This window comes from Opitutus terrae PB90-1 (genome assembly GCF_000019965.1).
Taxonomy (GTDB): domain Bacteria; phylum Verrucomicrobiota; class Verrucomicrobiia; order Opitutales; family Opitutaceae; genus Opitutus; species Opitutus terrae.
The window spans coordinates 1,253,254-1,279,404 of record NC_010571.1 but is presented as its reverse complement, the minus strand read 5'-3'; the positions used below and the strand labels follow the sequence as shown (position 1 = coordinate 1,279,404).

The window sequence follows — 26,151 nt, the reverse complement described above, 5'->3', positions numbered from 1 at the left end:
GGTCATCACCCTCCTAAGAAGAAGCTTGTGAACTGGCGACTTGGTGGGCCGTCAACCGACACTTGGACGACCAGAAGAGACGTAGGTCACCGAGCGTAATATCATCCGCTGCTTTGTCTGATCCAGCGGCGAACCACGAGTTCGGGGCCACGTCACCTCGACAGTTCATCGACCTGTGTGCAGCGCTCGCACTCAGCCCAATCGCGCAGCGAAATTTTGATTTCGCCTGGGTTGAGCCAGTCTTGAAAGCACTAGCGGCGAACCAGGCCGTAATGTTTTCGGTTGTGGACTATCAGCTTGGTCAAAAGCCGCGAGTGATGTGTCCCTATTTTGGTGTCGCACGATTTGAAGATATCGACTGGAAGGATCTGGTGGCGGGCGACGTCACTATGATCATCCTCACCGGTAACACGCTCTAGACCACGATAATGTCTTATATTGAAACCCGGATCGCGAAAAAGGGCGACGTCCTCGCTGCAGCGAAGGAAGGGATCAAGATGGAAGTGCGGGCAGACTACTCGGAGATCGAGGAAGGCTGGCGGCTCGTCGTGCTCTATTGGCGCGGGGAAGAATATTGGAGCTATGAGGGGCGGCTGTTTCGAGCAGTGTCACAGGCGGCGGCTTTCGAGCACGGACGGAAGCAGTATTCGCAGCTGTTGGGAGAACCGCGAGAGGCGGGCCGGAAGTTCAGTGCTGCGTATGTGGCGGCGCGGAGTGCCTTGGAGAAGAAGATCACTGCCGTGTGGGCAGCCGCGGGAGGAACGGAACCCAATCTGATCAAACCCGGGCGCATCAAGTTCGACTGGCAGCGCGGGGAACCTATGTTAAAGGTGACGCGCGGATCCACGATCGATGTGCTGGAATCGCGCTACAATCCAGAGTTTGCGGCGTATCGTGATGCGGCGTTGGCCGAGGTAAAACAACAGAGCTGAAACCCAGCCCGTCGGCACCACATCAATCCGTCTGAGCCTTCGTCGCCACCAAAGGAGTTCACGCCCGGGCCACCGGGTGTTTCACTTCGCCATCAGATACGCGATGACAGGCTCTGCCGCATCGCAGTAGGCCCGAGCGGTGGATTCATCGACCGCCGCTCCGCCCGCGATCGCGTCGTGAATCGATGCGAGTTGGCCGATGGCGGTGGCATTCGCTTGGTCAACTCCGCCAAAGTTCCTGAGCATCGTAATCAGAGCGCCTGTCGGAATTGGAGCCGTTTTGTCCGGGAATGCCATTTTAGTTTCAAGGACGCCAATCGCGGCTCGCTGCACATCTTTCCACGCGGCCAGAACCGCTTCGCGGGGTGACGACTTTAGCTGGGGCTCATACGGCAACTGGGGCGCTGCCCCGCTGATGGCAGCCGGAGCGGATTTCGGAGCCGAAAGGTGCTCCTTGCGTTCGATCGCTTTCCGCAGCTCGGCGCGAAACAGTCGCAACTCCCCCGCTGTGTACCCCTTCACCTGGCTCATGGAGCTGTCGTAGGAGTTGTGATGCTTCGAACAGAGCCAAACGAGATTCTCCGGCTTGGCATTCTTGGGATCGTGATCGATGTGCGCGATTTGTCCTTCCGTCTCTTCAAGGACGCCATTCAGTCCGAAGCAGAACGCACAGCGACGGCGAGAAGCCGCGAGCACCTTGGTCTCGGTGGCGGCTGGAACATGCGCCCGCTTCCGTGCCGGCTCCTTTCTCTTCGGTGCCGGCGCGGTTGACGCGACATCGAGCAAGTGTTTAAGCACGGAGGCCGAACCCGAATGAAGCTGGCGTGCGCGTTCCTCGTAGGAAATCGGCCAATGCGGATGCCAGTCGCGCAGGATGAGGATTTCGAAGGCTTCGTCAGTCGGGCCTTCACTCGGAAGAATTCCTCCCAGATCGGACGGAAGACTAGTGGACCAAGCCGAGAAGTCGGGCTGGCCCCCGCAGGCCACGCCGAGAATCCGGGAAACGTAGAGAAGCCGACCGAGTTCGGCGCTTTCCGCGCTCGTGAAACCAGCATGGTTGATGAGTTCCGAATGCTGGATGCTGTTTTGTCGGTCGTTGTCGAAGTAGACGTGACGGAGGTATTCGACGAACCGGCGAAGGAGCTTTAGGTAGCGGTCGCCGTCGGAGGTGCAGAGGACCCCGATCGGTTGGAGTTCGTAAGTTTTGGTGCCCGACGAATCCATTTCGACAATATAGGCGCCGTTAAGCGACTTCAGCAGCGCATCGAATTTGGGTTTTGGCAGGCGCTTGTAGTTCCACCTATCAGTGGGCCACTGGTTTTCCGTGAGGCGATAGTGCCAAATCTCGTCGAACCTGGCTCGAGCTTCGGAGGAGACTTTTCCTCGGATGAAATTGATCGTCGGTTTCGGCATCGGCGGAATCGCGGAATCAATAATGCGCGCGGACCGTTAAGAGGAGCCGCCAGAAAGCGCGCTGCTGTGAGAACGGAAGACTCGTCATCCAAAACTGGGTGGCCCGCCGCAGAAAATTGGTGAGGGACGGCAGCACTCGCACGAGCTTATCCAGCCGCCCAAAGAACTTTTCCGCATTGGCCTCGTCGCTGTCGTTCAACACGGACAGATGAAGGAGAGCTTGCATGAAGCACAACGGGAACTGGCTGTCGTCGCGATCCGAGGCGTCCTTTCCCGCATAAGCCGCAGCAAAAATTTGTTCTTCGACGCGCTGTGAATAGGTTTCGTCGTTGAAGAATCGCGCCTGGCCGGCCGCAAAGGCGAGTGCGATACAGGCCCAGTCGGGTTCGCGCCGCATGAACTCGACGAAATCGATCGCCTGCAAGGCCTCGCGAAGCGCGGTTCGACAAGCGGTGGGCGCGGGCAGATCGCGCAGGGTGGCGAGAAGCACCGTCCACGATTTCTGCGCGTAAGGCGCTGCCACGAGAGCGCGAATCCCCTCCGTAATTTCCTCGTCGTCGTTTCGCAGGAATAGCTCCTTCACGACTCCTTCACCGAGAACACGAACCGCCTCCGTCTGGTCGGAACGGCGGAGGAGCGCCCCAAGATTATCCGGCGCCAAATCGATGCGACGCGCCAAGTCGGACTGCAGCCCGGCGACTTGAATCGGGCTCTCCGTCCTGAGTCGCATCCACACTGTGGAAATATCCAGGAGTCGCACGCGGTCATCCGGCACACCCGCCAGGGCGTTGACCAAGCCGTTGATCTCAATGCAGCCGCGCGAGCCCTCCGACGGGTGCAGGAGATCGTCGGCGAAATGCGGATCATACGTGAGGATGCTTTCGTTCCACGTCCCTCCATGGCTGGCAAACCAGCCCGGCAGCTTCGCCAAATCGGCGCGCCCGATGCGAAACATGGCGTGCAAACGGCTCGCGTGATACCAAATCATCAGATGCCGTTGCCACGCGGGCAGCGCTCTTCCGTTTGGCCAGTGCACCAATTCTCTGCCGACCCACACCAGCACGGAGTTGAACGAATCCGCGAATTCCTCACCCGCGACGGGGTCGAAGAGCTCCGCGAAAAGCGCCTTAATTTCGGCCGCATCAATGTCAGCGCGGACGAGGCCGAGCCGTAATATTTGGATCACGGCGATCGGCGACGGCGCCCCTCGGCGGAGTTTCGACCAATCAGAACGCGCGTCGGCCGTCGGCAACGCGATCCAGGCGTCTACGAGGGCCGGCGGGAGCGTTACCGGCAGACAAATCGCCCGCTGCAATGTTCTAAACAACCCCTCCTCGCGCAGCAGGTCGCTCATCGCGACGCTGAACCCTTCGCGCGGTTGAATTTCCGCTCCATCCTTGAACCGCAAATGCGCGCGAAGCCGGGACCAACTCGGCAGGCGAATTTCATCCGCCGAAATTCCTTCCTGGCCGCGAAATTGATTCGTCAACCGCCGATACCAGACCGTCGGCGACTTGTTGATCCATTGATGCAACCGCTCCGCGCGGTCAGCCGGTCGTTCCGCATTAGCAATGGCCTGGATCGCTTCGTGCCGCTCAGCGGCCGGGCAGTCGAACCATTCCGGATGTTGTTCCAAGTCGGCCACGCGCGCGGCGACGGCGTCGAGCATCAAGGGATAGGCCGATTCGCGCCAAAACTTGGGCTCCGCCGACGCAGTATCGCTGACGCGGAGGGTTATGCCCCCCGGCTTGTCATCGCGCACAAATGAAAGCTGGCGCTTTCCCGTTCGGTCTTGCACCTGCCCGGGCCGCCCATTGATCGCCTCGGCCTGCGCCGCCCACAGCGTGCCGACATCGAATTCACCTCCATCCACCGTCGCCGTGGGCCCGTTCGCCTTGAGGCTGATTCCCGCCATTACGTCCGCAGGTAGATCCAACTCCTGCAGCAAATCGTTGGGCAGATTCCACACCAGTTGCCGCATCACGCCGCATTCACCGATCCGAGTGTCCTTTGATTTTTTCTTCAGTGCCGCTCGCGTCGTCGCCGTCACATCGTCCGCCACGAGTTTGGCCACCAACCCAACAAAGCCGGGATTACTCCGCTCCAGCGGCTGCAACATCCGCGTGGTGAGCCAGTCGTAGTATCCTTTTCTCGGAGCCAGCGTGGCGTCTGACGCGCCCGGCACCTTGATCGACAAAGTCACCCCGATCAGGAAATTCATCGCAACGGCAAACGCCGTGAGTTCTCGTTCTTCGCCGATCGGTCGTTCCACGACCAGATTCTGCCGCATGCCGAGGACATCCAGAAAAACGGCCTGCCAGAGCCAATCGGCTTGGGCGTTCCGGATCTCCAAGCTGTCGGATTGCTGCTCCCAAATTTTGCGCAGCGTTTCATCGCTCGCGCGGCGAACTTGGAGCACGAATTCCCATTCGCGAATGTCCTGCCGTCCGCCCTCGACGGGCGCGAGCGGCGCCAACAAGCGCTCGCGGTCCACGAGGCATGCCGCCAGATACCGGCGCAACGTCGCGAGTGCCGGAGTTTCCACCAACGTGTCGTTGTTCACTGTCGCTTGGCGTAAGTGATGGAGGATCTCCTCCGGCGTCACCGGAAGAAAACGCACATTGCTCCGGCGGAGGTGCAGAACTTTGCCGTAGTATTCCGCCTCGGACAAAGCCCCAGTAGACCGCAACATGAGGAGGATCTCGATGATCCCAACGATGGGCCGCGACCCAGCCGTGAGGTGACGATTCACCATGCGGTCGTCGCACCAGAGCACGCCGGTCTTGGCTACCGACACATGGCGGAGCAGGGTCCCGAGGCCAACTCCATCCGCGCCGAGATCCTGTTTCGCTTGCGCCGGCTTGGCGAGTTGCGGCAGCACCCGATATTTCTTCTGCGCAATCCCACGTTGAATCCGCTCTAGGAGACCCTTACTCCACGCCGCGAGTTCCTCGCGTCGGCCATGCGCCGCTTCCTCGGCTTCGGCCTCCTTCAACGCAGTTTGACTGATCACCAAACGGAAGTGCGTCGTAGCCGCGTCGAGCCAGCCGCCGTCAAACAGCATCACGAACACCGCGCCCGTCAGCGCGACCATCCGATCCTTCGGCCAGGCCAACTCCGCCTCGGCACGTTCGGGGTATCCCGCCAGCACCGTGCCCTTCGCAACCGCCGACTTCCACTCGTCGGCGGTCAACCCGCCGGCGAGAAAGAGCGCGTGCAGGAACTCCCGGAGATTGAAAACGCGGACGCCAATCGGAACCGGCAATTCCACGGGACGGAAAGTTCCGTCATGCGTGACCAACGGATGGTCCGCGAGCACTGCTCCATCCGCGGCGGCGGCGGCCTGCCACTGCGCGGTCCATTCCTCCCCCAAGTCCTTCGTGATCGACTCCGCGACCTCTGGTGCGGGACTCGGGACCTCCGCGACGGCCAGCTGCTTGACCTTGATCAGGCGAAACATCTCCGCCCGTTGAGCATGCTGGCTCGGTTGATGTGGCGTCACCCGCGCGATCTGCTCCATCAAACTTGGCGTGACGTCGCCGCTGATCTGGATGGGACTCAACTTGGCTTCGATCTGATCGAGAATTTCCAAGTCGGCGGCGAGAATCAGGCTCGTAACGTCGGCATAAACCGTGTCGACGGCAAAACGGTCCGGCATCTTCCGGCCGCCATATCGCGCCAGCAGTGCAGGCGCAGCGATCAAGTTGGGCGATTGCCGGTTTCGACTCAGCGTACCGTGGTAGAGTTCGACCAGCGGCGCGCCGACCTGCTTGGCAATGAGGTGAATCGGCGCCGCCGACTCGTTGTAGACCTTGTTCAACCGCTCCTGTTCGGCGCGCTGTTCGCGCAGAATCGCAACCGTTTCCTCGAACGTCTTGACCTGAAAGGGTCCGCTGCACGTCCGACCTTGGGCGAACAATCGTTGTTGCAGCTGGGCCGCCTCCCGCTCGAGCCCGAGTTCATAAGCCAGGCCAAGCGCGGCGGTCATCAACGTCATGTCATTGCGCAGCAGCTTGAGCGCGCGCCGCCAAAGTTCCCTCGCGAGATTCTGATCCTGCAGTCGCGTCACTCGCGCGGCCTGCAATAACAGATCGGCCTCAGCATTGGGCAATTCGAGCAACTCGCGAGCGATCAGCGCACAGCGGGGAACATCTGCGGTGATCAGGAGCAGTCGGAAATACTCGGCGAAACGTTCAACACTCGGTCGCTCCCGGTAAAGGGCTTCGGCTTCAGCGATCGCTTCCTGCCAGTGCCCCAGCCGCTGCTGGCATTCCGCCCGCAGACTCCGAATGTCCGGGGGCAGTTGGCCGCCGAGCAACAGTCCAGAATGCTGTCGGAGTAGACTCAGACACAGCTCGTAGTCGCCATGGTTGAACGTGGCATGGAGGGCGAGACGAAGCGCAGCGTCGGTGCGCAGTTTTTCCACCAGTTCGGTGGCGTGCTCACTGATGAACTTCCAGTCGGTAGTCCGGACTCGGATCTCACAGCATTTGAACAGGAGCTGGGGCGATTCCGTCGACCGATATTCTGTTTCCAGCTGAGCCCCGAGGCGGGCAAAATCAGCTTTGCTGCGAGCCCCGATCCGCGCCAACGCCAGTTGCGCCGAGCTTCGCATCCCTTGATCCTCGACCTTCTCGACGAGAGCCGCCGCCTCGGCAGTCAGCCCTCGGTTCGCCAAGAACTGCGACTTTTGAAAACGCCAGAGGTCCATGTTTCCCGTCGTGGCGAACGATGGCTCCGCTCGATCGATCGCGGTCTCGGCTTCCGCATTTCGTTTCGCACTCAGCAGCACCGAACAGCACGCCAGCCACGCATCGGGTTGGGTAAGATTTCCCGCAGTGGCAGCCGCGAGTAGAGCCGAAGCGACAGCGTTGGTGTCAAAAGGCAGCGCTCGTTCTACTGCCCAGGCCGCTATCCGATAGTGCGCCGGATTTGCGCTGAGCAACTTCGCGACCAGAGCGGTTGCTTCATCTCGCCGCGCAGAGTCGCAGGCGATCGCGGCCAATTGAAATACTTCCATCTGCTCACGTTCTTCGTCCCGCTCCGGCAGCTCAGCGGCAAGCCGGGCAAATTCGCCCGCGGCCCGCCGCAATCGCGCGAGAGTGTCGGCATCGCGCTTCACAAATTCCCACGGCACCGGTGGCGGCCAGCTCAGGCACACCGGCTTGCCCGGTTCCAGCACGACACAGCTGAAGTAATCCACGACCGCGCTTATCATTCGGACCCCGTGATGGGTCGGATTGAGCGCCCGAGCCGTGGCCGCCTGGGCGTCGGCCTTGGGAAAATCGCCAGCCAACAGTGCCGCGAGCGCGACGAGTCGGTGCGTTTCGGCGTTCGGCGCAACGGTCGCCGGTAGCCGCGCGAGTTCCGGTTCGATCTCGGGACCACGGGCGACATCGAGCAGAAGGCCCCAGCGAAAATTCCAGCCGTCAATCGAGCGGGGAGCCGACAGCAACTCCAGCGCTGCGGATTGACCGCCCTCCCGATATTTCACGTACGCATCAATGATCTGAAAATCACCTTGGGGATCGATTGCGCGCGCCTGTTCGACGAGCGGCGCGACGCGCGCGGCCGGTTGTTTGAGATTCAGCCGGAGCGCGGCTTCGAAGCGGAGAAAGCGGGCCTGCAAACCACGCGGCAACGATGGCCAGGAAGGCGCGGTCTTAATCTTCTCCACGTCGGCCAGAGCTTCGGCATGCCTGCCCTCGCGGCTCTTTTCACGGAGGCCGTCAAGTTCCGCGCTCCGTCCGGACTCGAGCTCGGAGAGCACCACGCCGAGGTGGTGATTCATCCACTGATGCTGGGCTCGCAGGGCCGGGGTTTCGGCGACCGTGCCGCAAATCGCATCCGCGACGTCCGGTCCGTAGAGGCTTTGAACATTCTGGCGCAGCGAAACCAATTTTCCCTTCAGGTCGTTTAGACCCCAGGCCTCGAACTTGATTCGCTTCTTTCGAAAAATGGGCCGCTGGCGCAAGATCGCATCCTGGACCTTCCGCGACGAGGTATCGCAGGCCGCGAACAGGACGAATCGGCGCACACCCTGGGCTTTCCAGAATTCCCAGTGGGCAAAGAAGTCCTTCGTCGCCTGCTCGACATGTCGCGCCGTTAACGTGGCGTAACGCTTGCATTGACCGACCTCGATCTGTTGGTCAGGGCGCCGGCACGCCCAGACATCTATGCCGCGCTGCATCTGACCGCGCTGGCCATAGACTTCACACCCAGAAATGTCTGGTTCTGCATGTAGAATATCACGGCACAGCTGCTGAAAGACATATTCGTCTTTGGAGAGGAATAACGCTGGAACGGAACTGGGCACGAGTTGGAGGAACCCGAAGACTAGCCGAACGACTAAACTTGAACAGGCGGATTTCTCGGAAGGCCAAGACGCCTTAACCTCGGCTAGACTTTCGGACGATATGGAGGCGGTACCTCGAATTGCTCCAACCGGGACGGTTCCAGAAGCGGCTGCAACACGATCTTTTGTCCTTCGTAATTCACGAGAGGCGTCGCGTAAAAGTTAGCCTCTTCCTTGGGCGTCGACAACAGGCTGAAACATTAAGGACCGCCGCGTTCACTGCGAGGCAAAGGGAAAGGCATCTACCTTAAAGTCTCTTGGCGATGCCGGATGCCAGTTCTATTTACGAGTCTGGCTCGGGTAATCAGATCAGCAAGGAACGTTGTGTAGGCAGGCCGTAGTGTCACAATTTCCGACAATGCGTCAGACTCGCAAGCAATCAAAAATTTGCTCTCCCACCCGTCGGACGTCCGCGATAAAGATCTCCATCTGACGTTTCGCTGGGCCATAACGCTGTTCGCGGTTTCTGATCACGATCTCGGTCGCTTCCTCAATCATCTCCGGGTCGGAACCCGGATCGTCGCGCAGCGCGTATTTTTCCAGCAGACTGCTTTCGACGCCGGCTTGGCTAAGCTCTGGCTCAAGTTCGGTCTGCTCGGTGATCGATTCGAGCTCCTCTGATAAATGGAGAATCGAATTGGTCAGGCCCAATTCGATGAGCCTTTCTTCACGACCGGCTAGGCGATTCCCCTGTGCCTGGCGCTTTTCGAGATCAGCAGCCACCACGGCCGCCCACTTGATCAATCGCCCCGTGGCTTCCGGAACACCAAAGTTGCCCAAACTAAACTCCAAGCGCCCGTCAACGTTTCCGTATTCACTCACGATCTCATAGCAGTGCTCTTCAAGCCGAGAGGCTATCCAGTCTGTGTCGGCCGCAAACTGCATCAACTTCTGTAGGTGAAGTGACACATCTACTTTGAAATAAGGAATCGAACGAGACCTTATCTCACTCAGGAATTTTCTAAGGTCTCGGATCTCCTCCGGCTTTTCAGTCAAATACCCGATTTCGAAGTTCTTTTCACTCCCAGCGGAAAAGTTAGCCGAGCCAAGGTACGCGATGTGGTCGCAGCAGATGATTTTGGCGTGATTGCGATGGCTGATCCAGAACTTCGTATTACTTCGATAACGCGCTGGGTTCATCGCTCTGTAGTACGATCGGATCTGCTCATTCACGCGTTGGTCGTCTGCCCGGCTAATATCACCGCGGCAGTCGGGAATTCCGGTCACGACCTCGATTTGCTCAATTTCTAGACTCCGTATTGCCCGGAGAAGTCGGCTATTATCTCTGTAGTCGAAATTGTAAGTAGCAATTTCGACCCGAGACGAACTTGGAAGCTCGCGAAGAATACGTTCAAAATTTAGATGATCAATCGTTGCTAAAATGCTCATAACGAGTCTGCTATCAATCTTTGACCGTCAAGAATGCGCTCGCGTCAGGTTCGCGGAATGAATTCCATCGCAAACTGAACCTTTCCATCAACGAAAGCATACTCGACCAGGGCGCCGTAACAGTAGCGCAGTTCGTTAAGGTAGGCCCAAACCTTCCATTGATCACGGGAGATTTTGCCGACGCCCCAACCAGATTTTCGTGCTTCGATCACAAGAAGGTGCGGGGGGTGGTCATGTGCTCGGAAGTCGCCGCGCTGGTGCACGATGATATCTGGATACACCGGGTTGTCGTCGAGATCGCCGTCCACATTAGGAATTAGGACGTCTTTTGTATCAGGTCCGTCGCGGTTGTATTCGCAATCGACATCCCACTTTGGGAAAACTGCCTGCAGGTACTCGGCCAGTTTGTGAGTCACAGTCCTTTCATTTAGACCGTATTTCACCAAATATCCGTCGCGTGTGGCTAGTTGTTCCAACGCTAAATTAAGCCGCGCGCGAACTTCTTGCTCAGATAAGTCTAGGTTCATGTAATGCACAGAGTCCTAGTGCCTCGGCTGGTGGCTTGCGCGTTAAATCGTGCAGGCCTGTCGAGCCCCCGCTGACGTCTGGGCACTCGGCGAGGAAACTGGAACGACTGATCCCAGGTGGAGCTAGAACGAATTGGCGGCACGGAGAAATACATCGAAGACGCAGACTCCGCCGAGCGCCTTGGCCTTCGAGCCGCACCGCCTATCATGCGCTGGCCTTTGTCCACCATCGCCACCGCTTGGAGGCGGTGGTGGGGCGAAGGCCGATAAAAAAGGTGCTACCGGATAGGTGCATCTTGCGTTGGCCGTTTGCACGAATGACCGAAGTCGCCCGAGGCTGCCGGTTTGTAGAGCCGGTCTCCGCGACTTGGTAAGCGGCGTCGAAGTAGTGATCGCCGAGCGGTGCCCAGAGGATAGTCTCAGATCGACCTCTTCGAACATGCTCCGCGCATTGAAGTCTACCAAACGCACCTCCATCCCGCCCTATCTCCAGATAGAACTGCAGCGGCAGTTTACCGAGCGGCGATTTGAGCAGTTCGAGTCCTACGGGCGGCAACTGGAAGGTATGTTCAAGCGGCAGGCGGAGAGCTTCAGCTTGAAGGTGGAGGCAGGCTCAAGAACATGCCAGAGGCGCAGAGGCAGGATTATGTGGATTCTGCAGCGGAAGATTACGATGAACTGCACGAGACATTTCCCGCGATGTTTCGGGCATCGTTGTTCGTGATGTGCATGGCCGACTTTGAGAACACGCTCAATGGCCTGGCGGAGCTGTTCAAAAAGGCGAAGAAGCTGGAGATTTCCTTCAAGGAAATCCGGGGCGAGGGCATGGAGCGGGCGAAGATTTACCTGAAGAAGGTGGCCCGGGTGGGCTTTCCGGACGAACTGCCGCATTGGGCCACGATCAAGAAGTTCTCGGCGTTACGAAACATCCTGGTGCATGCGGATGGCCGGATTCCCGCAGGCCACAGGGATGAGGCCCTCCTTAAGAAGATGATAGGTGCCAACTCTGGGAAACTGCGGCTGGACCGGTTCCAACGCATCGTGCTCGAACGGGAATTCATTCCGTATGCTCTGGAAACCCTACGGGGATTACACGTCGAGTATTCGGCCCGGCTTAAGAAACGATACCGGATCTCGCGCTATTCGCGTCGGTAGGACCGCCAAGCCCTAACTCGACGCCGGCTTACTGTCGCTCGGCACTGCGGACAGCCGGAAAAGCGAACGGGTTACTGTTCGTAAAAGGCTGAGTTGGGGCGAGCGCTTTTCAGCGTCGGAGCTAGAAACTGATTCGAACACAAATTCGTGTCACACTTTTCAGCGCCGCAATGCACGACATTTTGTGGTGATCAAAACTGGCTGCACAAGTCGTCGTGCTTTTCGCTGAAAAGCTGGTCACCACAAGTTGTCGCCCCAGTTTTGTCACCACAAGATGTCGTTTGGCGACATCGTCCGTGCACTTTACCATCATTCCGTCTGTGGGCCTATAGCTCAACGGTCAGAGCAGAGGACTCATAATCCTTTGGTTCTGGGTTCGAATCCCAGTGGGCCCATTACTTGAGTCGAGAGATAGGCGTCCAGAGCTGAGAGCGACGCCAAGCACCGCTGCGTCCGGCCACAGCCACTGGGATGAGAACCCATGGGTTCGACGGAGTGAGCGCAGCGAACGCAGAAGGGGCCGCGCGGAGCGCGGATCTCGCAACGCGAGACGAGCGCAAGCGAAGCCAATCCCAGTGGGCCCATTCTTTGGCTGAGAGCTGAGAGTCCAGAGCTGAGAGCAACGCCAAGCAGCGTTGCGTCCAGTCATTGCCACTGGGTTACGGCCGACAGCAGCGAGTGCGCGTTCGTCAGGATGATGTAGTTCGAACGCAGGGGACGCAATTGCCCGCACGCGCGAACTTGGCGTTGCGGGACAGCAATGCGACTTCACGCTGTCGGCATGGCTTCCGCCCAGTTGACGCTGCAGTCGGTCGAGTTCGCGCATCCGGGGATGACGGCGCCGTTGTTCACCGATTTGACCGTGCAGTTCCCGTCGGGCTGGACGGGCATTGTCGGACCGAATGGCGCCGGCAAGACGACGCTGCTGAAGGTCGCCACCGGGGAACTCGCTCCGCAGAGCGGAGTGGTGCACCGTCAGGGGCTCGCGCTGTATGTCGCGCAACGCACCGACGACCCGCCGGAGTTTTTCGAGGACTTTGTGTGGGCGGCCGATGCCGGCGTGCTCAAGGCGCGGCTGCGGATCGGTGAGGATTGGCCGGAGCGCTGGGCCACCCTGAGTCATGGCGAACGGAAGCGGGCGCAGATCGCGGTGGCGCTCTGGCGCGAGCCCGTGGTGCTCGCGCTCGACGAGCCGAGCAACCATATCGACTCCGACGCGCGCCGGCTGCTGTGGCAGGCGCTCCGGGACTTCGGCGGCGTCGGGCTGCTCGTGAGCCACGACCGCACCTTGCTCGACGAACTTTGCCCGCAATGTCTGCTGCTCGATCCGCCCGAGGCGGTGATGCGGCCGGGCGGCGTGACGGAGGCGCTGAAGCAGCAGGAGCTCGACGAGAAGTCCGCGCACAGCGCCAGCGAAGCGCTTCGCCGGAGCGCGAACCGGCTCCAGGCGGAGGCGCAGCGGCGCCGGGTGATCGCAGACCAGAAGGCTGCGGCGGCCCGCGGCTCGAAACAGAAAAAGATTCCCGCCCACGATCACGACGGCCGCGCCATGCGCAACCTCGCGAAGCTGACCGGCAAGGACGCGTATGCGGGCAGGATGGTCGCGCAGATGAGCCAGCGCGCGAGCAAGGTGGCGGCGCAGCGCGCCGAGATCGCCGTGAAGAAGCGCTACGAAACCGGCATCTGGGTCGAGGGCGCGTCCTTCATGCCGCGGGACTTTCTGCTGCGACTGCCGGCCGGGCACCTGCCACTGGGCGGCGGGCGCGCACTGCACTATCCCGACCTCGCGATCGGCGGGACCAGCCGCATCGCGTTGAAGGGAGCCAACGGGCTCGGCAAGAGCACGCTCGTCCGGCATCTGCTCGGCCAGCTGCAGTTGCCGGCGGAGAAGGTCGTGACGGTACCGCAGGAAATCTCCGCCGAGGAGTCACGCGCGCTGCTGGAAGCGGTGAAACGCCTGCCCAACGACGAGCGCGGCCGCGTGATGACGACGATCAGCCGGCTCGGTTCCCGACCGGCGCGGCTGCTTGAGAGCGCGCTGCCAAGTCCCGGCGAGGTGCGCAAGCTGCTCCTCGCGATCGGCATCGTGCGCGGTCCGCATCTCATCGTGATGGACGAACCCACCAACCATATGGACCTGCCCGGCATCGTCTGCCTGGAAGAAGCGCTGGCGGACTGCCCGTGCGCGATGTTGCTGGTGAGCCACGACGAGTCATTTCTCGCCAAGATCACCGACACGGACTGGCTGCTCGTGCGAGACACGGCCGGGGACTCACGACTGGAGATCAGAGCCGTGACGTGACGGTCGCGGCAGCCCATGTGGCCGCGAAAGCGCGCAGACGTCGCCATCGTCGCGCAGCCAAGGCTGCGTCCAGGAAAAGAAGCTCCGCAGCTCTTTCGAATGTGGCACACCGAAGCCACAGAATGCACAAAAACCTTCTGTGTCTTCGGTGCCTCCTGTGGCCATTCTCCACGACGAGTCGTTACGATCAACCCGTTGGTGGCCCGTCACCGGGTCTCCAAACACGACGGAATCCAACGACCTTTGGCCGCTGCTGCCGCGCTTGAAGAAATCGAACATTGCGAAAGCTGCGTTATCGGGCTTTGATCTAATCTTGATCCAAAATACATCCGCCCGCCCTGAGCCTCCGAAATCCACGACGCATATCGAAGTTGAAGGGAGGATCGTGGCCGTTTTGCCGGGCACGATGTTCCGGGTGCAGCTTTCCAATGGACACATCGTGCTGGCGCACATCTCCGGCAAGTTGCGCAAGCACTTCATCAAGATCGCTGCCGGCGACATGGTGAAAATGGAGATGAGTCCGTACGACACGGAAAAGGCGCGGATCACGTTTCGCATGAAGGATCCGTCCTCGACCTATCGCCCGCCGCCCCGCCGGCGCTACTGAGCGCGAGCGGCGAGCCGAGGCAATCTGGCCCGGGCTCGCTCGCGCGGCACGAGGCCGACGCGCAGAAATGCGACGTCCGTCGTCGATAAGCGTTTTCCTCGAGACGGCTTCGCACAGGCCGACCGCAGCACCAGCGGGCGTGGGAGGGGCGATGCGGCGGATTTGGGGCGCCCGCGTCTGGCGCGACAAGACGCCCGCCGGCGTCGCGTACTCATCGCTGGCCGGTGCCGAACGCCCGGTTGCGGCTCAGCGCGGAAAAGTGCGGCGATCATTGACGCCACCGCGAACGCTGGTGGCGGCGGCAAGGCGCTGGCGGGCTTCGGCATTGCCGCGCACCCAGGCCTCGAAGAACAGGAGTTCCCACGTGTTCACGTCGCTCACCGTGCTGGCGGACAGACTGTGGGTTTCGCCGTCCAGCCTCACGGCGCCCGCGGCACCGCCGAGCGCCCGGATTCCCGCCTCCACGCCGTCGGGAGGAACATTCTCATCCTTTCCGCCGTACACCGCGAGAAAGGGAGCCCGCACCCCGCGCAGCCCCGCGTGGTCCTGGCCGAACATCCAGGCCTCTGTCTGAAGCGGCCAGACGCCCAACGTACCCCCCATGAACGGCACCACGCCGAAACCGGCCTTGATCCGCGGATCGGCCGCCGGTCGCGCGCCCGTGGCCGCGGGATCGAACCCGCCCATCGCGCTGAGAATGGTATGGGCGCCGCCGCTCGCGGCGGAAGCGCCGATGCGCTCCGGGTCGATCGCCTGCGCAAAGTCGGGGTGGCGCAGAATGAAGTCCAACACCGCCCGAAACTCGAGCGCGCGCAGTGCCAGATTCGCCTTGAAGCCGGGCCCGCGGTTGTCGCCGTGAAAGATGTCGACCACGATATAGCCATGCGCCGCGAGCACCTTCAAGTGTTCGAGGTGCCACAGCCCATGCGTGTTGTAGCCGCCCGAATAAACAATCAGCGGATACGCGGCGGAGGCATCCGCGAAAATCGGCCGCTCGCCGGCGGGCTGCATGTGGGGGAGGACGTTGTCGCCCGTTTCCCGGTAAGGAAATCGGTAATCCGGCCGCGGATTGTCCGGCGTTGTCGGATACAGCACGTAGAGTACGAGCGGAATCCGCCGGCCGGCCATCCAGCCAAACGTTTTCGGATCGGCGGGAACGTCGATCGTCAGCGCCAGCGCCGAGTCCGGATGCGCCAGGATATCCGAGAGATAGACCGTCCGCTTGGAGGTCGCCTTGCCGTTCAGGTAGTCGACCATGGGCACATCCGGCGCGGGCGCGCTCACCTCCAGATTCGTGCTGGCCACGGCCAACGGGCCCGCGCTGATCGGATCGATTTCGACGGCGAGCAGGCGGGAAAGCGCGAAGCACAGCGGCACGACCGTCCAGGCCGATTTCCGAATGAGCGGGAAGAACATGGGGAAAAACTCTCGCGGGTGACCGAAGGCCGCAGGGAATCCGGTCAGCCTTGCGCCCCGACTGCAGAGTTCAACGACGGAAAGGCGTGGGCGCTGGCCGGATCCGCGACGGAGCGAACCATGGTCGGCTTTGGCGTTTGGAGCGAAGCTGAGATCCTCAGCCACGCGGCCCGGCTCTATTCCTCGTCGATGTCCGGCGGCTTGATCGGCATCAGCAGCCGATCGAGCTCCGCTTGGGTCGGATTGCGGATGGAGATCAGCGTGAGGAGCGATTCGCCCGCGGGGAGCATCACCTTGGTCTGAGCGCCCGCTGCCAGACCGAGCACGGCGGTGGCCAGCGGAGAGGTGTGCGGCAGGCATTCGAGACCGGAGTCGGGATCGCTCGCGGTCTCGCCGTACGTCGTCACGAGGAACGTGAAGCTATGCGTTCGCTTCGTCGTCACGTCCTGTTTCTCGATCGTGGTGACGTGACCGAGTTGCAGCGTGTCGGTCGATTTGGTGAGCCACGCGGCGGGATCGACCTCCTTGAACGTGTTGCGGGCGACAAACCGGTCGAGCGCCATCATCTTCCGGTCCACGGCGCGAATCGCCTCCTTCGCCGCCTTGAAACCGAAATTCTCGCGGAGGTCGCCCTGACTGTGCGCCTCGATTTTGTCCAGCACCAGTGCCGCCCGCTTCACCTTCAGCGCCTCGAATTCCTCGGCCAGCACGCGGTTGTAACCAGGCCGCACGTAGATCGTGGTGGGGGCTGGCGGTGGCGGACGGTACAGGTTTTTTCGATGGAGGGGCATGAGCCGCGGCGAACGCGGAAAGACGAATCCAAGGACTTGTTTCGTCAATGAGAGCCAAAGGCCTGGAGCCTGTCGAGGCCGGGAGCGCCGCGCGCCGGAGCCGCTGAGTTGTCGGGGTTCAGAGGTCTCTTCCGGATTTCCGCCGGAACGCCGAGCCGGGCACCAGGCCGACTCCGGCCCGACGCCCGCATCAGCCGCCGCCCTCCGCCGGGCCCACGCGTAACGTGCCGACCGCGCCCATGGTCATCGCCCGCATGCTGTGATCGACGAACGGATAGTCGCCGCTCTCCCGCATGATCGTGTCGAGCACCACCCCCTGGCCCGGACCGATGACGTAGGTCGACACGCCGGTGAGCGCATGCGCCGCATCGCCGTCTGGATACACGGCCGCGAACATGCTGCCGATGACGTGGAATGCGCTCGTTCGATTCGGGCCGGCGTTGAGCACGTACCAGCGGACGCGCTGGCCCGTTCTCGCCGTGAGCGGCTGGTCGTTGTACTGGAAGGCTTCGCCGTTGAACACCATCTCGTCCGGCGTTCCGGCCAGCATTTTCGCGTAGTCGCCGTTCATGACCGTGCCACCCGCATGCTGGGTATACCACTCGCTCTCGAGGAGGACGTAGCTCACGTCGGCCGGCGGCAGCGGCGTGGCTGGATCGACGATGATGACGCCATACATGCCATTGCCCATATGCAGCAGGACGGGCGGGGTGCCGCAGTGGTACACAAACGCTCCAGCCGTGCGGGCGAGAAACGAGAACTGGAGCGTTTCTCCGACCGCGATGGTACGGTAGGCGACGCTGGGCGCGACCTCCGCCGCGTGAAAGTCGATCGAGTGCGGCATGTGTCCCCGGTTCACGAAGGTCACGTTTACTGTTTGCCCCTGGCGCACGTGGAGCACGGGACCGGGCACGGTGCCGTTGAACGTCCAGGCGTTGTACTGAACTCCGTTGGCGATCTCCACCGTCGTGTCGGTCGCGATGAGCGTGACGCCCACCGAGTCGCCGGTGCCGAGCAGCGGCGGGAGTCGGGCGGGATGCGCCTGCTGCACCGGCAGGCCGTTGTAGAGGCTGAGCGGGGTGACGGCGGCGGCGGCGTTGGTGGGCGTCGGCGGCGGAACGTTCATCGCGCTGCGCAGCGTTCCAACGGCAAGGCCCAGCGCGATCGCGATGGCGCCCACGGCCGCGAATTGGTGCCGCAGTGCGATCACCGCGGGTGGCCGGCGCCAGACTTCCGGCGGCGCCAACTCCACCCACGATCCCCATCGCGGGTACCGGCGGGCGAGATGGTAATCCACGCTGTAGGGGGTGCTGCCCAGCAGGCGCGCGAAGATCGCCAGCGCGACGAAGACAAGCGCGTAAACCAGTGCCGGCCCGATGTTCGTCGCGCCCGCGGTGTAAGGCCCGCTAAACCCCTCGGCCGTCGACCAGATGAGCAGGCTGAAAATCGCGCCGCCGTAGTAGATGAATCGCCGCGCGAACCCGAGAAGCAACCCGACCGCGATCAACGTTTCGATCCACCGCGTGGCCGAAATGAAGAAGTCCGGGTTGGACTCGACGAGCCGCAGCCAGCCTTGAAACCAGGCATCGAGCCACCGCGGTTGCGCCAGCGCGGCGTTTCTCAAATACCCGACGTAATGCTCGGCAAACGCCGGCTGCCATTTCAGGTAGGCGTCGAGCGCCATCACCACGCCGAAACCTGCCCGCACCGCGCCCGCCGCGACGACCGTCCACGACGCAAACCCTGCCCGCTCTGAAGTGTCCGCATTCACGCGGCACTATAGTCGCTTCCTGCGGCCGCGCAGGTGGAACCCCTGAAATTTCCAAAAAGAGCGCCGGTTCTTTCAGGCCGGTTGACCATTTCGGTGGTCAATTCCTAGCCGCGGGCATTCGTCCCGAAGGCCTCCCGAGGGAGTGGGACTACTCGGACACCGCAGCCGAGGCATGTATCGGAATAGAATGCCTTTTGTTTTTCCTGAAAGAACCGGCGGACGCAGTCTGCATCGGCACAAGTATGATGACCTTGATCGATCCGTCAGCTCGCGCCCGGCGAAATTAACGGCGCTTCTCAATGGTGAACAAAAAGCGGTCGGTCGGCCGCTCGGCACGCCATCAAACAGCTGCGGGGGCGGGTTAACGCAAACCAGGCGGAAGGCGCATTCTACGCGAGCGCGCGTTCGACTACGGCGTTGGGACGCGCAGCTCTGCCGCTCCGCACGCTGTCGCCGTCGCGCCACTGACAGTGGACCAGGAGGCTGCGGCGGACGCGCGGCACGCCGCGTTCGCCCGCGCGGATTTTTGAAACCACCAGGTCGACGGCCGCCTTGCCGATCTCATCGGAATTCTGGTCGATGCCCGCCCACGTCGAGGTCGCAGGAGTGACGTCGAGCGAGACGAGTCCGATGTCGCGCGGACAGATCAGGCCGGCTTCGGCCAGCCACTCGCGCATCGGGTTCGGCTCGTTGCGGAAGGTCGACAGCGTCAGCACGCAGTCGACGCGGTTTTGCCTCACCCACTGGAGGAACGCCCGCGCGGTGATCTTCGGCGGCAGGAAGGGCGGGATCGCAGCGAGTTCCGGGTTCTCCACCGGCAGCGCCGCGTAGCCGTTGGCCCAGCCGTGGTTCGTGATCGAGTTTTGGTAACTCTCGATCGCGAGTCCGATGCGCTGATACCCGCGCGCCGCGAGCACCCGCCCGGCGAGCAGCACCGCCTGCGTGTGATCGCTCACCACGCAGTCGAGCTGCGGATTCTGCACCATGTGGCCGACCGGCACCGTGGCGAAATGCTCCCACGGCAGCACCAGCTCGAACGGCTCCTTCGGAAACGCCGCGAGCAGGATGCCCGTGATGCCGCGCGCCTTCAGGATTTCGCCCAGGCGGCGCGCCGTCATGCCATGCGACGTCAGCGCGAACTCACTCACGCTAAACCCAAACAGCGCCGCCTGGTCGCACGCCGCCGACCAGTGCCGGCAAAGCGTCGGCGTCGCGCGCCATTCCTTCACGTCGTCGTACGGCGTGATGTAGGCGAGCGTACCGAGATAGTGATTGGGCGTGCCGCGGCGCGTCGACCGCATCACCTCGCCGAGCAGCGGATTGTAGCGATAGCCGAGCGCCTGCGCGATGGAGAGAACCCGCTCCTGCGTCGCTTTCGAAATGCCCACCGCGCCCGTGAGGCTGCGGGATGCCGTCGAGATCGACACGCCCGCTTTCGCCGCGACGTCTTGCAGGGTAACCTTCCCGGACTGGGCAACGGAAAGCATGACGTCTTGTGCTGTTGCCGGTTTTGGCGGTCAAGCCCCGGACACCCGCCTCAACCGGCTAGCCCAGATATTTCATGAAATATCCGCCCTCCGGGCCGACTCTGTCGGGGCTGAATTGCCGCCCCGACAAGTCGGGGCTCCGCCGCAGGCGGACGGAAATTTCGGACTGAGCTTCACTCCTATTCATGAAATTCCGGGCTACTACGGCTGCATAATGATTTCGAAGTCGCCGGACTCGTTGCGCAGCTCGGGGATGCGCGAGTTGAGCACCTGGAGTTGGCCTGATGCGTCGGACCGGATCCACAACCCGCGTCCCGTCGTACTGCCGAGCCCGACATTTTGCACCACCACGTTTTCGAGCACCGCGTTCGACAGAGTGCCCTGCCCTTTCGCGCGTCCCGGTGCCACCACGGAGAGGGCGTCCGACAGGCTGTCGCGAATCTCGAGGTCACTGATCCGCAGTCCCGAGATGCTGCGCCGATCCAGGCAGATCTGCAGCGCGCTGCGCCAGGCCCAGGTGTGATCGTAGCCGCCGCAGCGGAGCAACTGGACGTTCCTCACCTGCGTCGTCCCGCTGAAGGTGTTGTCGACGCGCCCCTCCTCGTCGGCGGTCTGAAACGTCGTGCTGATCAACACGCCGCAGCCCGTGGCGATGTCGGTGAAAAGGCAGTCCTCGATGACGTTGTCGGCCCCGCCATAGAGCGAGCCGCCGTTCGCCAAAAACGTCAGCTGCCCCGTGCACCGGCGGATCACATTGTGTCCCGGCTTTTCCACGCGCTGCTCGTGCCCCTGGTCCGACGGCGCCGGCCAGATCGCGTAGCAATCGTCGCCCGTGCCGCGCGCGGTGCAGTTCTCCACGACCGAGTGGTGCGTGCCGACACACAGGTTCACGCCATCGGCGAGGAGGTTGCGGAACCGGCAGCCGTCGATCACGAGCTGCGCACCGTTGTAGATCCACGCGCCCGCTTTCGTGTGCTCCACCCAGATCCGACGGATCGAGGCGCCGGTGCAGCCGGCGCCGACCACGCCATCGTTCGGCTCCTGGTCGTTGCGATAGTTCAGTTGACCGAAGATCGCGAAGTCCGCGAGGTGCACGTCCTCGCCGGTGAGCTTGAAACGAACGCGGCGGGCCGGCTGGTCGTAGAGCGCGGCATCGCCGACGAACGTCGTGTGCCACAAGCCCGCGCCCTGAATCGTCACGCCGGACGGCACGATGATATCGCCGGTGATTAGGTAGTCGCCCGCGGGAACCCAGACGACGCGTCGCATTTCCTGCGCGCGCACGATGCAAACGCGCAACGCCGCCGTGTCGTCGGCGACACCGTCACCGCGCGCACCGAACTCGCGCACCGAGAGCGAACCCGCCGGCGGCGCGAGTGGCGCCGGCATCAGTTCCACGTCGACGAGATCGATCACGCACGCGTGTCCATCGTCATTTGTTTTTTCCAACCGCACCAGATCGCCCTGCGCGATCTTCATGTGCTTCAGCCGCAGCTCGTCATAGAAATTCCGCGGTTTCTCCAAACTCGGGTCGTTCGAAAACGGATAGGTGCCGTAGAGCCACGCGTTGCACGAACTCAGCGCGAGCGTCTGGACCGGCCGGCCGTTGATCAGCAGCGTGAGCGTCGAACTCGTGCCGCCGCCGGCCGGCGCATCCGGGAGGCTGTAGCGGAGCACGAGCGAATCGGACTCCGCCGTGGCGCGGAATTCCACGTAGTCGCCGGCGCGGCCGAGCCGCACGCAGCTCTGCCCCGACGACTCCATCTCGATCCGGTGCGGACCGTAGGCGGGTCCGAGAATCGTGCCCGACGTCTGCATCGCTTCCGCCTCGATCGTGGTCCACGGAATTTCGGCGCCAATGTCTACGGGAGCCGCTTGCCCATGCCCAGAGAAGAGGAAAGTCGCGAGCGTAATCGTGAAGTGGCAACAGAGACGAAGCGGAAATGCGGAGCTCATGAAGGTCGCACAGGCATCTGGAAGCACGATGCGCAGCGGGGGAAACCCGCTGCGTGATCGGGTAAACCGCTCACGAACCAACCCCGGATGAACACAGATGCACGCAGATCAGAGGAGCGTGAGCGTGCGGCGCCGAATCCTGCGCTCGGAAATCGTTCATTCATTCTGAGTCTAGCTGTGTTCATCCGTGGTTCACATCAGATCGCGCGCGAGCCGGAGAGCGCGGGCTTGCTCCGGCCATGCTCCACCGTCACCGGGTTGCCACGTGCGCAGGTGACAGGTTCTCCCGCGACCATAAACGCGTGTTCGTGCCGATTCGTCAGCGCGGGCTCGACAGACACGCGGTCCGCGGTGATCCGGATCTGGAAACGGTCGCCCCGGTGTTCCAGTCCAAACTCCAAGCTCCGCCACTTCCTCGGCAGCCGCGGCTGAATGAGAATCCGGTTCTCCTCGATCAGCACGCCGCCGAAGCCAAACACGGCGGTCATCCACGCGCCGCCGTTGGCGGCCGGGTGCGATCCGCCGATGAACGTCGTGCCGACGTAGACTTTGTACTTCGCCTCGAGGTCGATCGTCGCGGTTTTGAGGAAGTAGTCGTAGGCGCGCTCCCCTTCGCCGATCTCCGTCGCGACCATCGCGTAGGCGCAGGCGCTGAGGCTCGAGCCATGCTCCGTGCGCGGCTCGTAGTAGCGCCAGTTTGCCTGCTTCACTTCGGTGGGATACCGCGCACGAAACAGGTTCAGCATCATCACCACGTCCGCCTGCTTGATCAGCTTGGTCGGCACGGCGAGCCCCTGACCGGCGCCGAGATACTCGTTCGGATGCACCATCTTCGCCTTCAGTTCCTCCACCGAGGCGTCGCGCAGCTTCAGATAACCTTCGAACTGCTCGATCACGCGCGTCTTCGGATGTGGCGCCGGCACATACAGCCGCGCGGCGGCGTCGGCGAAGGCGGGCAGCTCGCCCGCGATATCGAGCTTCGCCAGCAGCGTTTTCAGCTCCGCCGGATGCGTGCGCTCGAGATGCGCGACAACCGCCCCCGCGATCGCGAAGGTCTCGCGGACGACCGCATTGGTGAACGCGTTGTTGTTGACGCGCTCGTGGTATTCGTCCGGCCCGATCACATCGAGGATCTCGTAGCGGCCTCGGTCCTTCTTGAAATGCGCGTAAGAGTAGTAGAACCGCGCACACTCCAGAATCACCTCCGCCCCGCCCTCGCGTAGCATCCGGTCGTCCCCGGTAATGCGGAAATATTCCCACAGCGCGAGCGCCACGTCACCGCTGATGTGCACCTGCTTGTCGCGAAAATGCGTGCGCAGTTCCCGGCCGGTGATCGGGTCGCCGATATTGAAATACGTGCACGCGTCGTCGCCCGTATCCTGACTCTCCCACGCGTAGAAGGCGCCGCGATAGCCCGGCCCCTCCGTCTGCGCCTTGCGCCGCGCGCCGTCGAGCGTCCGGATCCGGTAGCGCAGCAGCTCCACGGCCTTCTCGGGATACGTGTGCAGAAAGAACGGCAACATGAACATCTCCGTATCCCAAAACACCGCACCCTTGTAGACCTGCCCCGACAACGCCCGGGCCGGAATCGAGTTCGCACTCCCTTGCACGGGCGCGACCATCAACAGCTGCAGGAGGCTGTAGCGCAGCGCCTGCTGCGCTTCGTCGTCGCCGGCGATCACTACGTCGCAGCGCGCCCAGCGGCTTTGCCATTCGGCGGCGTGCTGCGCCAGGCACGCGTCGCGACCGAGTTGCCGCGCGCGCTTGACGAGTTCGAGGGCCCCGCGCGCCGGCGGCGTGGCCGGCGAATCCTGCTCGGCGAACACCGCGAAAAACTTGTCGAGCACGTAGATTTCCCCAGCCCGCGCGCGAAACGCGAAGCGCCGCAGGTTCCGGTTCTCCGCGACGAGCGGCTGGCTGCCGCCGAGTTCGGTCGCAACCGCCTCAGCCACCGCGACGCGCTTGCGGGCTTCGTGGGTCCGGGCGTCCACGCACAGCAGGTCGTCCGACTGGCTCGGCGTGAGCTCACGCAGGTGCGGTCCATTCAGGTCCCAGATGTTGTAGTCGATGCCCGTGGCGATCGCGATATCCGCATCCTGGTCGCACGACACCGAAAGCCGGATCACACCCAGATTCGGCTCGACCACGCTCAGGAACCGCGACGAACGCAACGTGAGCTTCTTTCCGCCGACGGCGAAAACCGTCTCGCGTTCAAACCGCGCGTCGCGGAAATGCAGCACCTGCCGGTGCGCCACGACGGTGTCGTCCAGGGCCGACAGCGGGGTGCCGTCGAGCGACACGCGGGTGTAACCGCCATTCGGCGCGTTCACCGGCTCGCGCCAGGCCTCCCCCACTTGATCGAAAATCCCGGCCAGCGTGATGCCCACCGCTTCGGCCGGACCGAACTCGTCCAGCGTGCCGCGATAGCCCATGGCGCCATTGGCAATCTGATACACATTGCCCCGGAGCATGATGCTTTCCTTGCTGCCGGCGCATTCGGTGGTGCTGATTTCCCAAAGCTGTTTCATTAAAAGGTCACGTCCTCCCCCGCTGGTCCTGCACCCGCAGCATGAGCACGGCGGCGAGGATCATGGAGGCGCCGCCGAGCAGGAGCGCGTCGATTGCGCGGCCGTGGAACACCGTGCGAACGAGCAGGCCCAGGACCGCCGCGGCAAGGATTTGCGGGATGACGATGAAGAAATTGAACATGCCCATGTAGACGCCGATTTTCCGATACGGCACCACGCTGCTGAGGATCGCGTAGGGCAGCGTGAGCAGGCTTGCCCACGCGATGCCGAGTCCGATCATCGAGACGATCAGCCACTGCGGGTTCTTGAAAAAATACATCGAGCCGAGCCCGAGTCCGCCGATCACCAGGCAGACGACGTGCGTCTTCACGCGGCTCAGCCGGCGCGCCATCGGCGGCAGCGCAAACGCGACGAGCGCCGCGACGCCATTGTAGACCGACATCAGTACGCCGACCCAGTTGGCACCTTCGTTGTAGAGCGCACTGCGCGGATCCGTGCTGCCGAAGTGGTGGTTCGCCACGGCCGCCGTCGCGTAGATGAAGAACGCGAAGAGCGCGAACCACGTGGCTATCTGGGCGAGCGCCAGCTGGCGCATCGCGGCCGGCATGTTGTTGAGATCGTGAATGAGCTCGACCAGCCCGCGCTTTTTCCCGGCGCGATAGCGGTGTGCCGCGACGAGCTGCAGCAGGCCGTAGGCTCCGGCGCCGAACGAGAGGATGTAGAGCCCGCGATCCCAGCTCAGCTGGCGAATCACGACGCTGGCCAGCAGTCCGCCCGCCACCAGCGCCGAGCCCAGCCGGGTGTAGCGGCCCGCGTCGAGCGTCAGCTGCGACACATCCGCGCTTTGCGGTTGCTCTGATTCCCCGTGAAACGCCCGCTGTTGCTCGGGCGAATATTCCTTCACCGACACCACGGTCCAGAGCACGGTGAGGAAGTAGACGATGCCGCCGAGCGCGAACGACCATTTCACCGAGTCCGGCACGACGCCCTCCGGCGCCGTGTTCGCCACGTGGAAAACATTCGTGAGCAGCCAAGGCATCAGCGAGCCGATCACCGAGCTCGCGCCGATGAAGAAGGTCTGAACCGCAAAACCAGTCGTCCGCTGCTCGTCGGGCAGCATGTCGCCGACGAAGGCACGCATCGGCTCCATCGTGATGTTGATGGACGCGTCCATGATCCAGAGCATGCCCGCGGCGAACCAGAGCGCGGGCGAGTTGGGCATGACGAGCAACGCGAGCGAGGCGAGGATCGCGCCGACGAGGAAATACGGCTTGCGGCGACCGAGCCGGTTCCAGGTCTTGTCGCTCATGTATCCCACGATCGGCTGCACCACCAAACCGGTGACCGGGCCGGCGATCCAGAGGATCGGAATGTCCGGCACGCTCGCGCCGAGCGTTTCGAAGATGCGGCTGACGTTCGCGTTTTGAAGGGCGAAGCCAAATTGGATTCCGACGTAGCCGAAACTCATGTTCCAGAGCTGCCAGAATCCGAGGCGGGGTTTTTGCGGAGTAAGCATGGGGAA

16 protein-coding genes and 1 tRNA gene are annotated in these 26,151 nt (G+C 62.4%); 6 read left to right on the top strand and 11 right to left on the bottom strand.

Annotated elements, in window-relative coordinates; all coding sequences use genetic code 11:
- The first annotated feature begins 113 nt into the window (after nucleotides 1-113).
- Together OTER_RS25680 and OTER_RS05190 are read left to right on the top strand one after the other, a co-directional pair.
- A complete protein-coding gene (locus tag OTER_RS25680) occupies nucleotides 114-419 on the top strand; it encodes a hypothetical protein (RefSeq protein ID WP_148218012.1) in 306 nt (101 codons plus the stop codon).
- Between the two features lie 9 nt (nucleotides 420-428).
- A complete protein-coding gene (locus tag OTER_RS05190) occupies nucleotides 429-932 on the top strand; it encodes a hypothetical protein (RefSeq protein WP_012373855.1) in 504 nt (167 codons plus the stop codon).
- An 81-nt stretch (nucleotides 933-1,013) separates the two neighbouring features.
- On the opposite strand, the gene OTER_RS05185 is transcribed toward OTER_RS05190, so the two are convergent.
- The 4 genes from OTER_RS05185 to OTER_RS25675 all read right to left on the bottom strand — a co-directional run bounded on the left by OTER_RS05185 (nucleotide 1,014) and on the right by OTER_RS25675 (nucleotide 10,616).
- The gene (locus tag OTER_RS05185) at nucleotides 1,014-2,345 is read right to left on the bottom strand and encodes an HNH endonuclease (protein WP_012373854.1); all 1,332 of its coding nucleotides are present in this window, start codon (nucleotides 2,343-2,345) and stop codon (nucleotides 1,014-1,016) included.
- 16 nt (nucleotides 2,346-2,361) lie between these two features.
- On the bottom strand, nucleotides 2,362-8,535 hold the full coding sequence (locus tag OTER_RS05180; protein ID WP_012373853.1) for a tetratricopeptide repeat protein: 6,174 nt from the start codon (nucleotides 8,533-8,535) through the stop codon (nucleotides 2,362-2,364).
- 528 nt (nucleotides 8,536-9,063) lie between these two features.
- A complete protein-coding gene (locus tag OTER_RS05175) occupies nucleotides 9,064-10,089 on the bottom strand; it encodes a phospholipase D-like domain-containing protein (RefSeq protein WP_012373852.1) in 1,026 nt (341 codons plus the stop codon).
- A 44-nt stretch (nucleotides 10,090-10,133) separates the two neighbouring features.
- On the bottom strand, nucleotides 10,134-10,616 hold the full coding sequence (locus OTER_RS25675; RefSeq protein ID WP_012373851.1) for a hypothetical protein: 483 nt from the start codon (nucleotides 10,614-10,616) through the stop codon (nucleotides 10,134-10,136).
- A gap of 621 nt (nucleotides 10,617-11,237) precedes the next feature.
- On the opposite strand from OTER_RS25675, the gene OTER_RS05165 reads away from it, so the two are divergent.
- The 4 genes from OTER_RS05165 to infA all read left to right on the top strand — a co-directional run bounded on the left by OTER_RS05165 (nucleotide 11,238) and on the right by infA (nucleotide 14,680).
- Nucleotides 11,238-11,771, top strand: a complete 534-nt coding sequence (locus tag OTER_RS05165) for a hypothetical protein (protein ID WP_012373850.1) — start codon at nucleotides 11,238-11,240, stop codon at nucleotides 11,769-11,771.
- 322 nt (nucleotides 11,772-12,093) lie between these two features.
- A tRNA-Ile gene (locus OTER_RS05160) sits at nucleotides 12,094-12,166 on the top strand.
- A gap of 386 nt (nucleotides 12,167-12,552) precedes the next feature.
- Nucleotides 12,553-14,073: an ATP-binding cassette domain-containing protein gene (locus OTER_RS05155; protein ID WP_012373849.1), complete on the top strand. Its 1,521-nt coding sequence runs from the start codon at nucleotides 12,553-12,555 to the stop codon at nucleotides 14,071-14,073.
- Between the two features lie 364 nt (nucleotides 14,074-14,437).
- The gene (gene infA, locus OTER_RS27005) at nucleotides 14,438-14,680 is read left to right on the top strand and encodes a translation initiation factor IF-1 (protein ID WP_012373848.1); all 243 of its coding nucleotides are present in this window, start codon (nucleotides 14,438-14,440) and stop codon (nucleotides 14,678-14,680) included.
- Between the two features lie 246 nt (nucleotides 14,681-14,926).
- Here the strand turns inward: infA and OTER_RS05145 are convergent, their stop codons facing one another.
- From OTER_RS05145 to OTER_RS05115, 7 genes are all read right to left on the bottom strand, one after another.
- A complete protein-coding gene (locus OTER_RS05145; protein WP_012373847.1) occupies nucleotides 14,927-16,096 on the bottom strand; it encodes an alpha/beta hydrolase in 1,170 nt (389 codons plus the stop codon).
- 176 nt (nucleotides 16,097-16,272) lie between these two features.
- Complete coding sequence (locus tag OTER_RS05140) at nucleotides 16,273-16,887, bottom strand: GreA/GreB family elongation factor (protein WP_012373846.1); 615 nt, start codon at nucleotides 16,885-16,887, stop codon at nucleotides 16,273-16,275.
- 190 nt (nucleotides 16,888-17,077) lie between these two features.
- Nucleotides 17,078-18,658 carry a multicopper oxidase domain-containing protein gene (locus OTER_RS05135; RefSeq protein ID WP_012373845.1) on the bottom strand — a complete coding sequence of 527 codons (1,581 nt, stop codon included), beginning with the start codon at nucleotides 18,656-18,658 and terminating at the stop codon, nucleotides 17,078-17,080.
- 389 nt (nucleotides 18,659-19,047) lie between these two features.
- Nucleotides 19,048-20,145 (bottom strand): LacI family DNA-binding transcriptional regulator, encoded by a 1,098-nt coding sequence (locus tag OTER_RS05130; protein WP_012373844.1) that lies wholly within the window; start codon nucleotides 20,143-20,145, stop codon nucleotides 19,048-19,050.
- 201 nt (nucleotides 20,146-20,346) lie between these two features.
- Nucleotides 20,347-22,101 carry a glycosyl hydrolase family 28-related protein gene (locus OTER_RS05125; protein ID WP_012373843.1) on the bottom strand — a complete coding sequence of 585 codons (1,755 nt, stop codon included), beginning with the start codon at nucleotides 22,099-22,101 and terminating at the stop codon, nucleotides 20,347-20,349.
- 197 nt (nucleotides 22,102-22,298) lie between these two features.
- Nucleotides 22,299-24,629 carry a glycosyl hydrolase family 65 domain-containing protein gene (locus OTER_RS05120; protein ID WP_012373842.1) on the bottom strand — a complete coding sequence of 777 codons (2,331 nt, stop codon included), beginning with the start codon at nucleotides 24,627-24,629 and terminating at the stop codon, nucleotides 22,299-22,301.
- Nucleotides 24,630-24,636: 7 nt separating this feature from the next.
- Entirely contained in the window at nucleotides 24,637-26,145 is a 1,509-nt protein-coding gene (locus tag OTER_RS05115; RefSeq protein ID WP_012373841.1) for an MFS transporter, read from the bottom strand.
- Nucleotides 26,146-26,151: the final 6 nt, after the last annotated feature.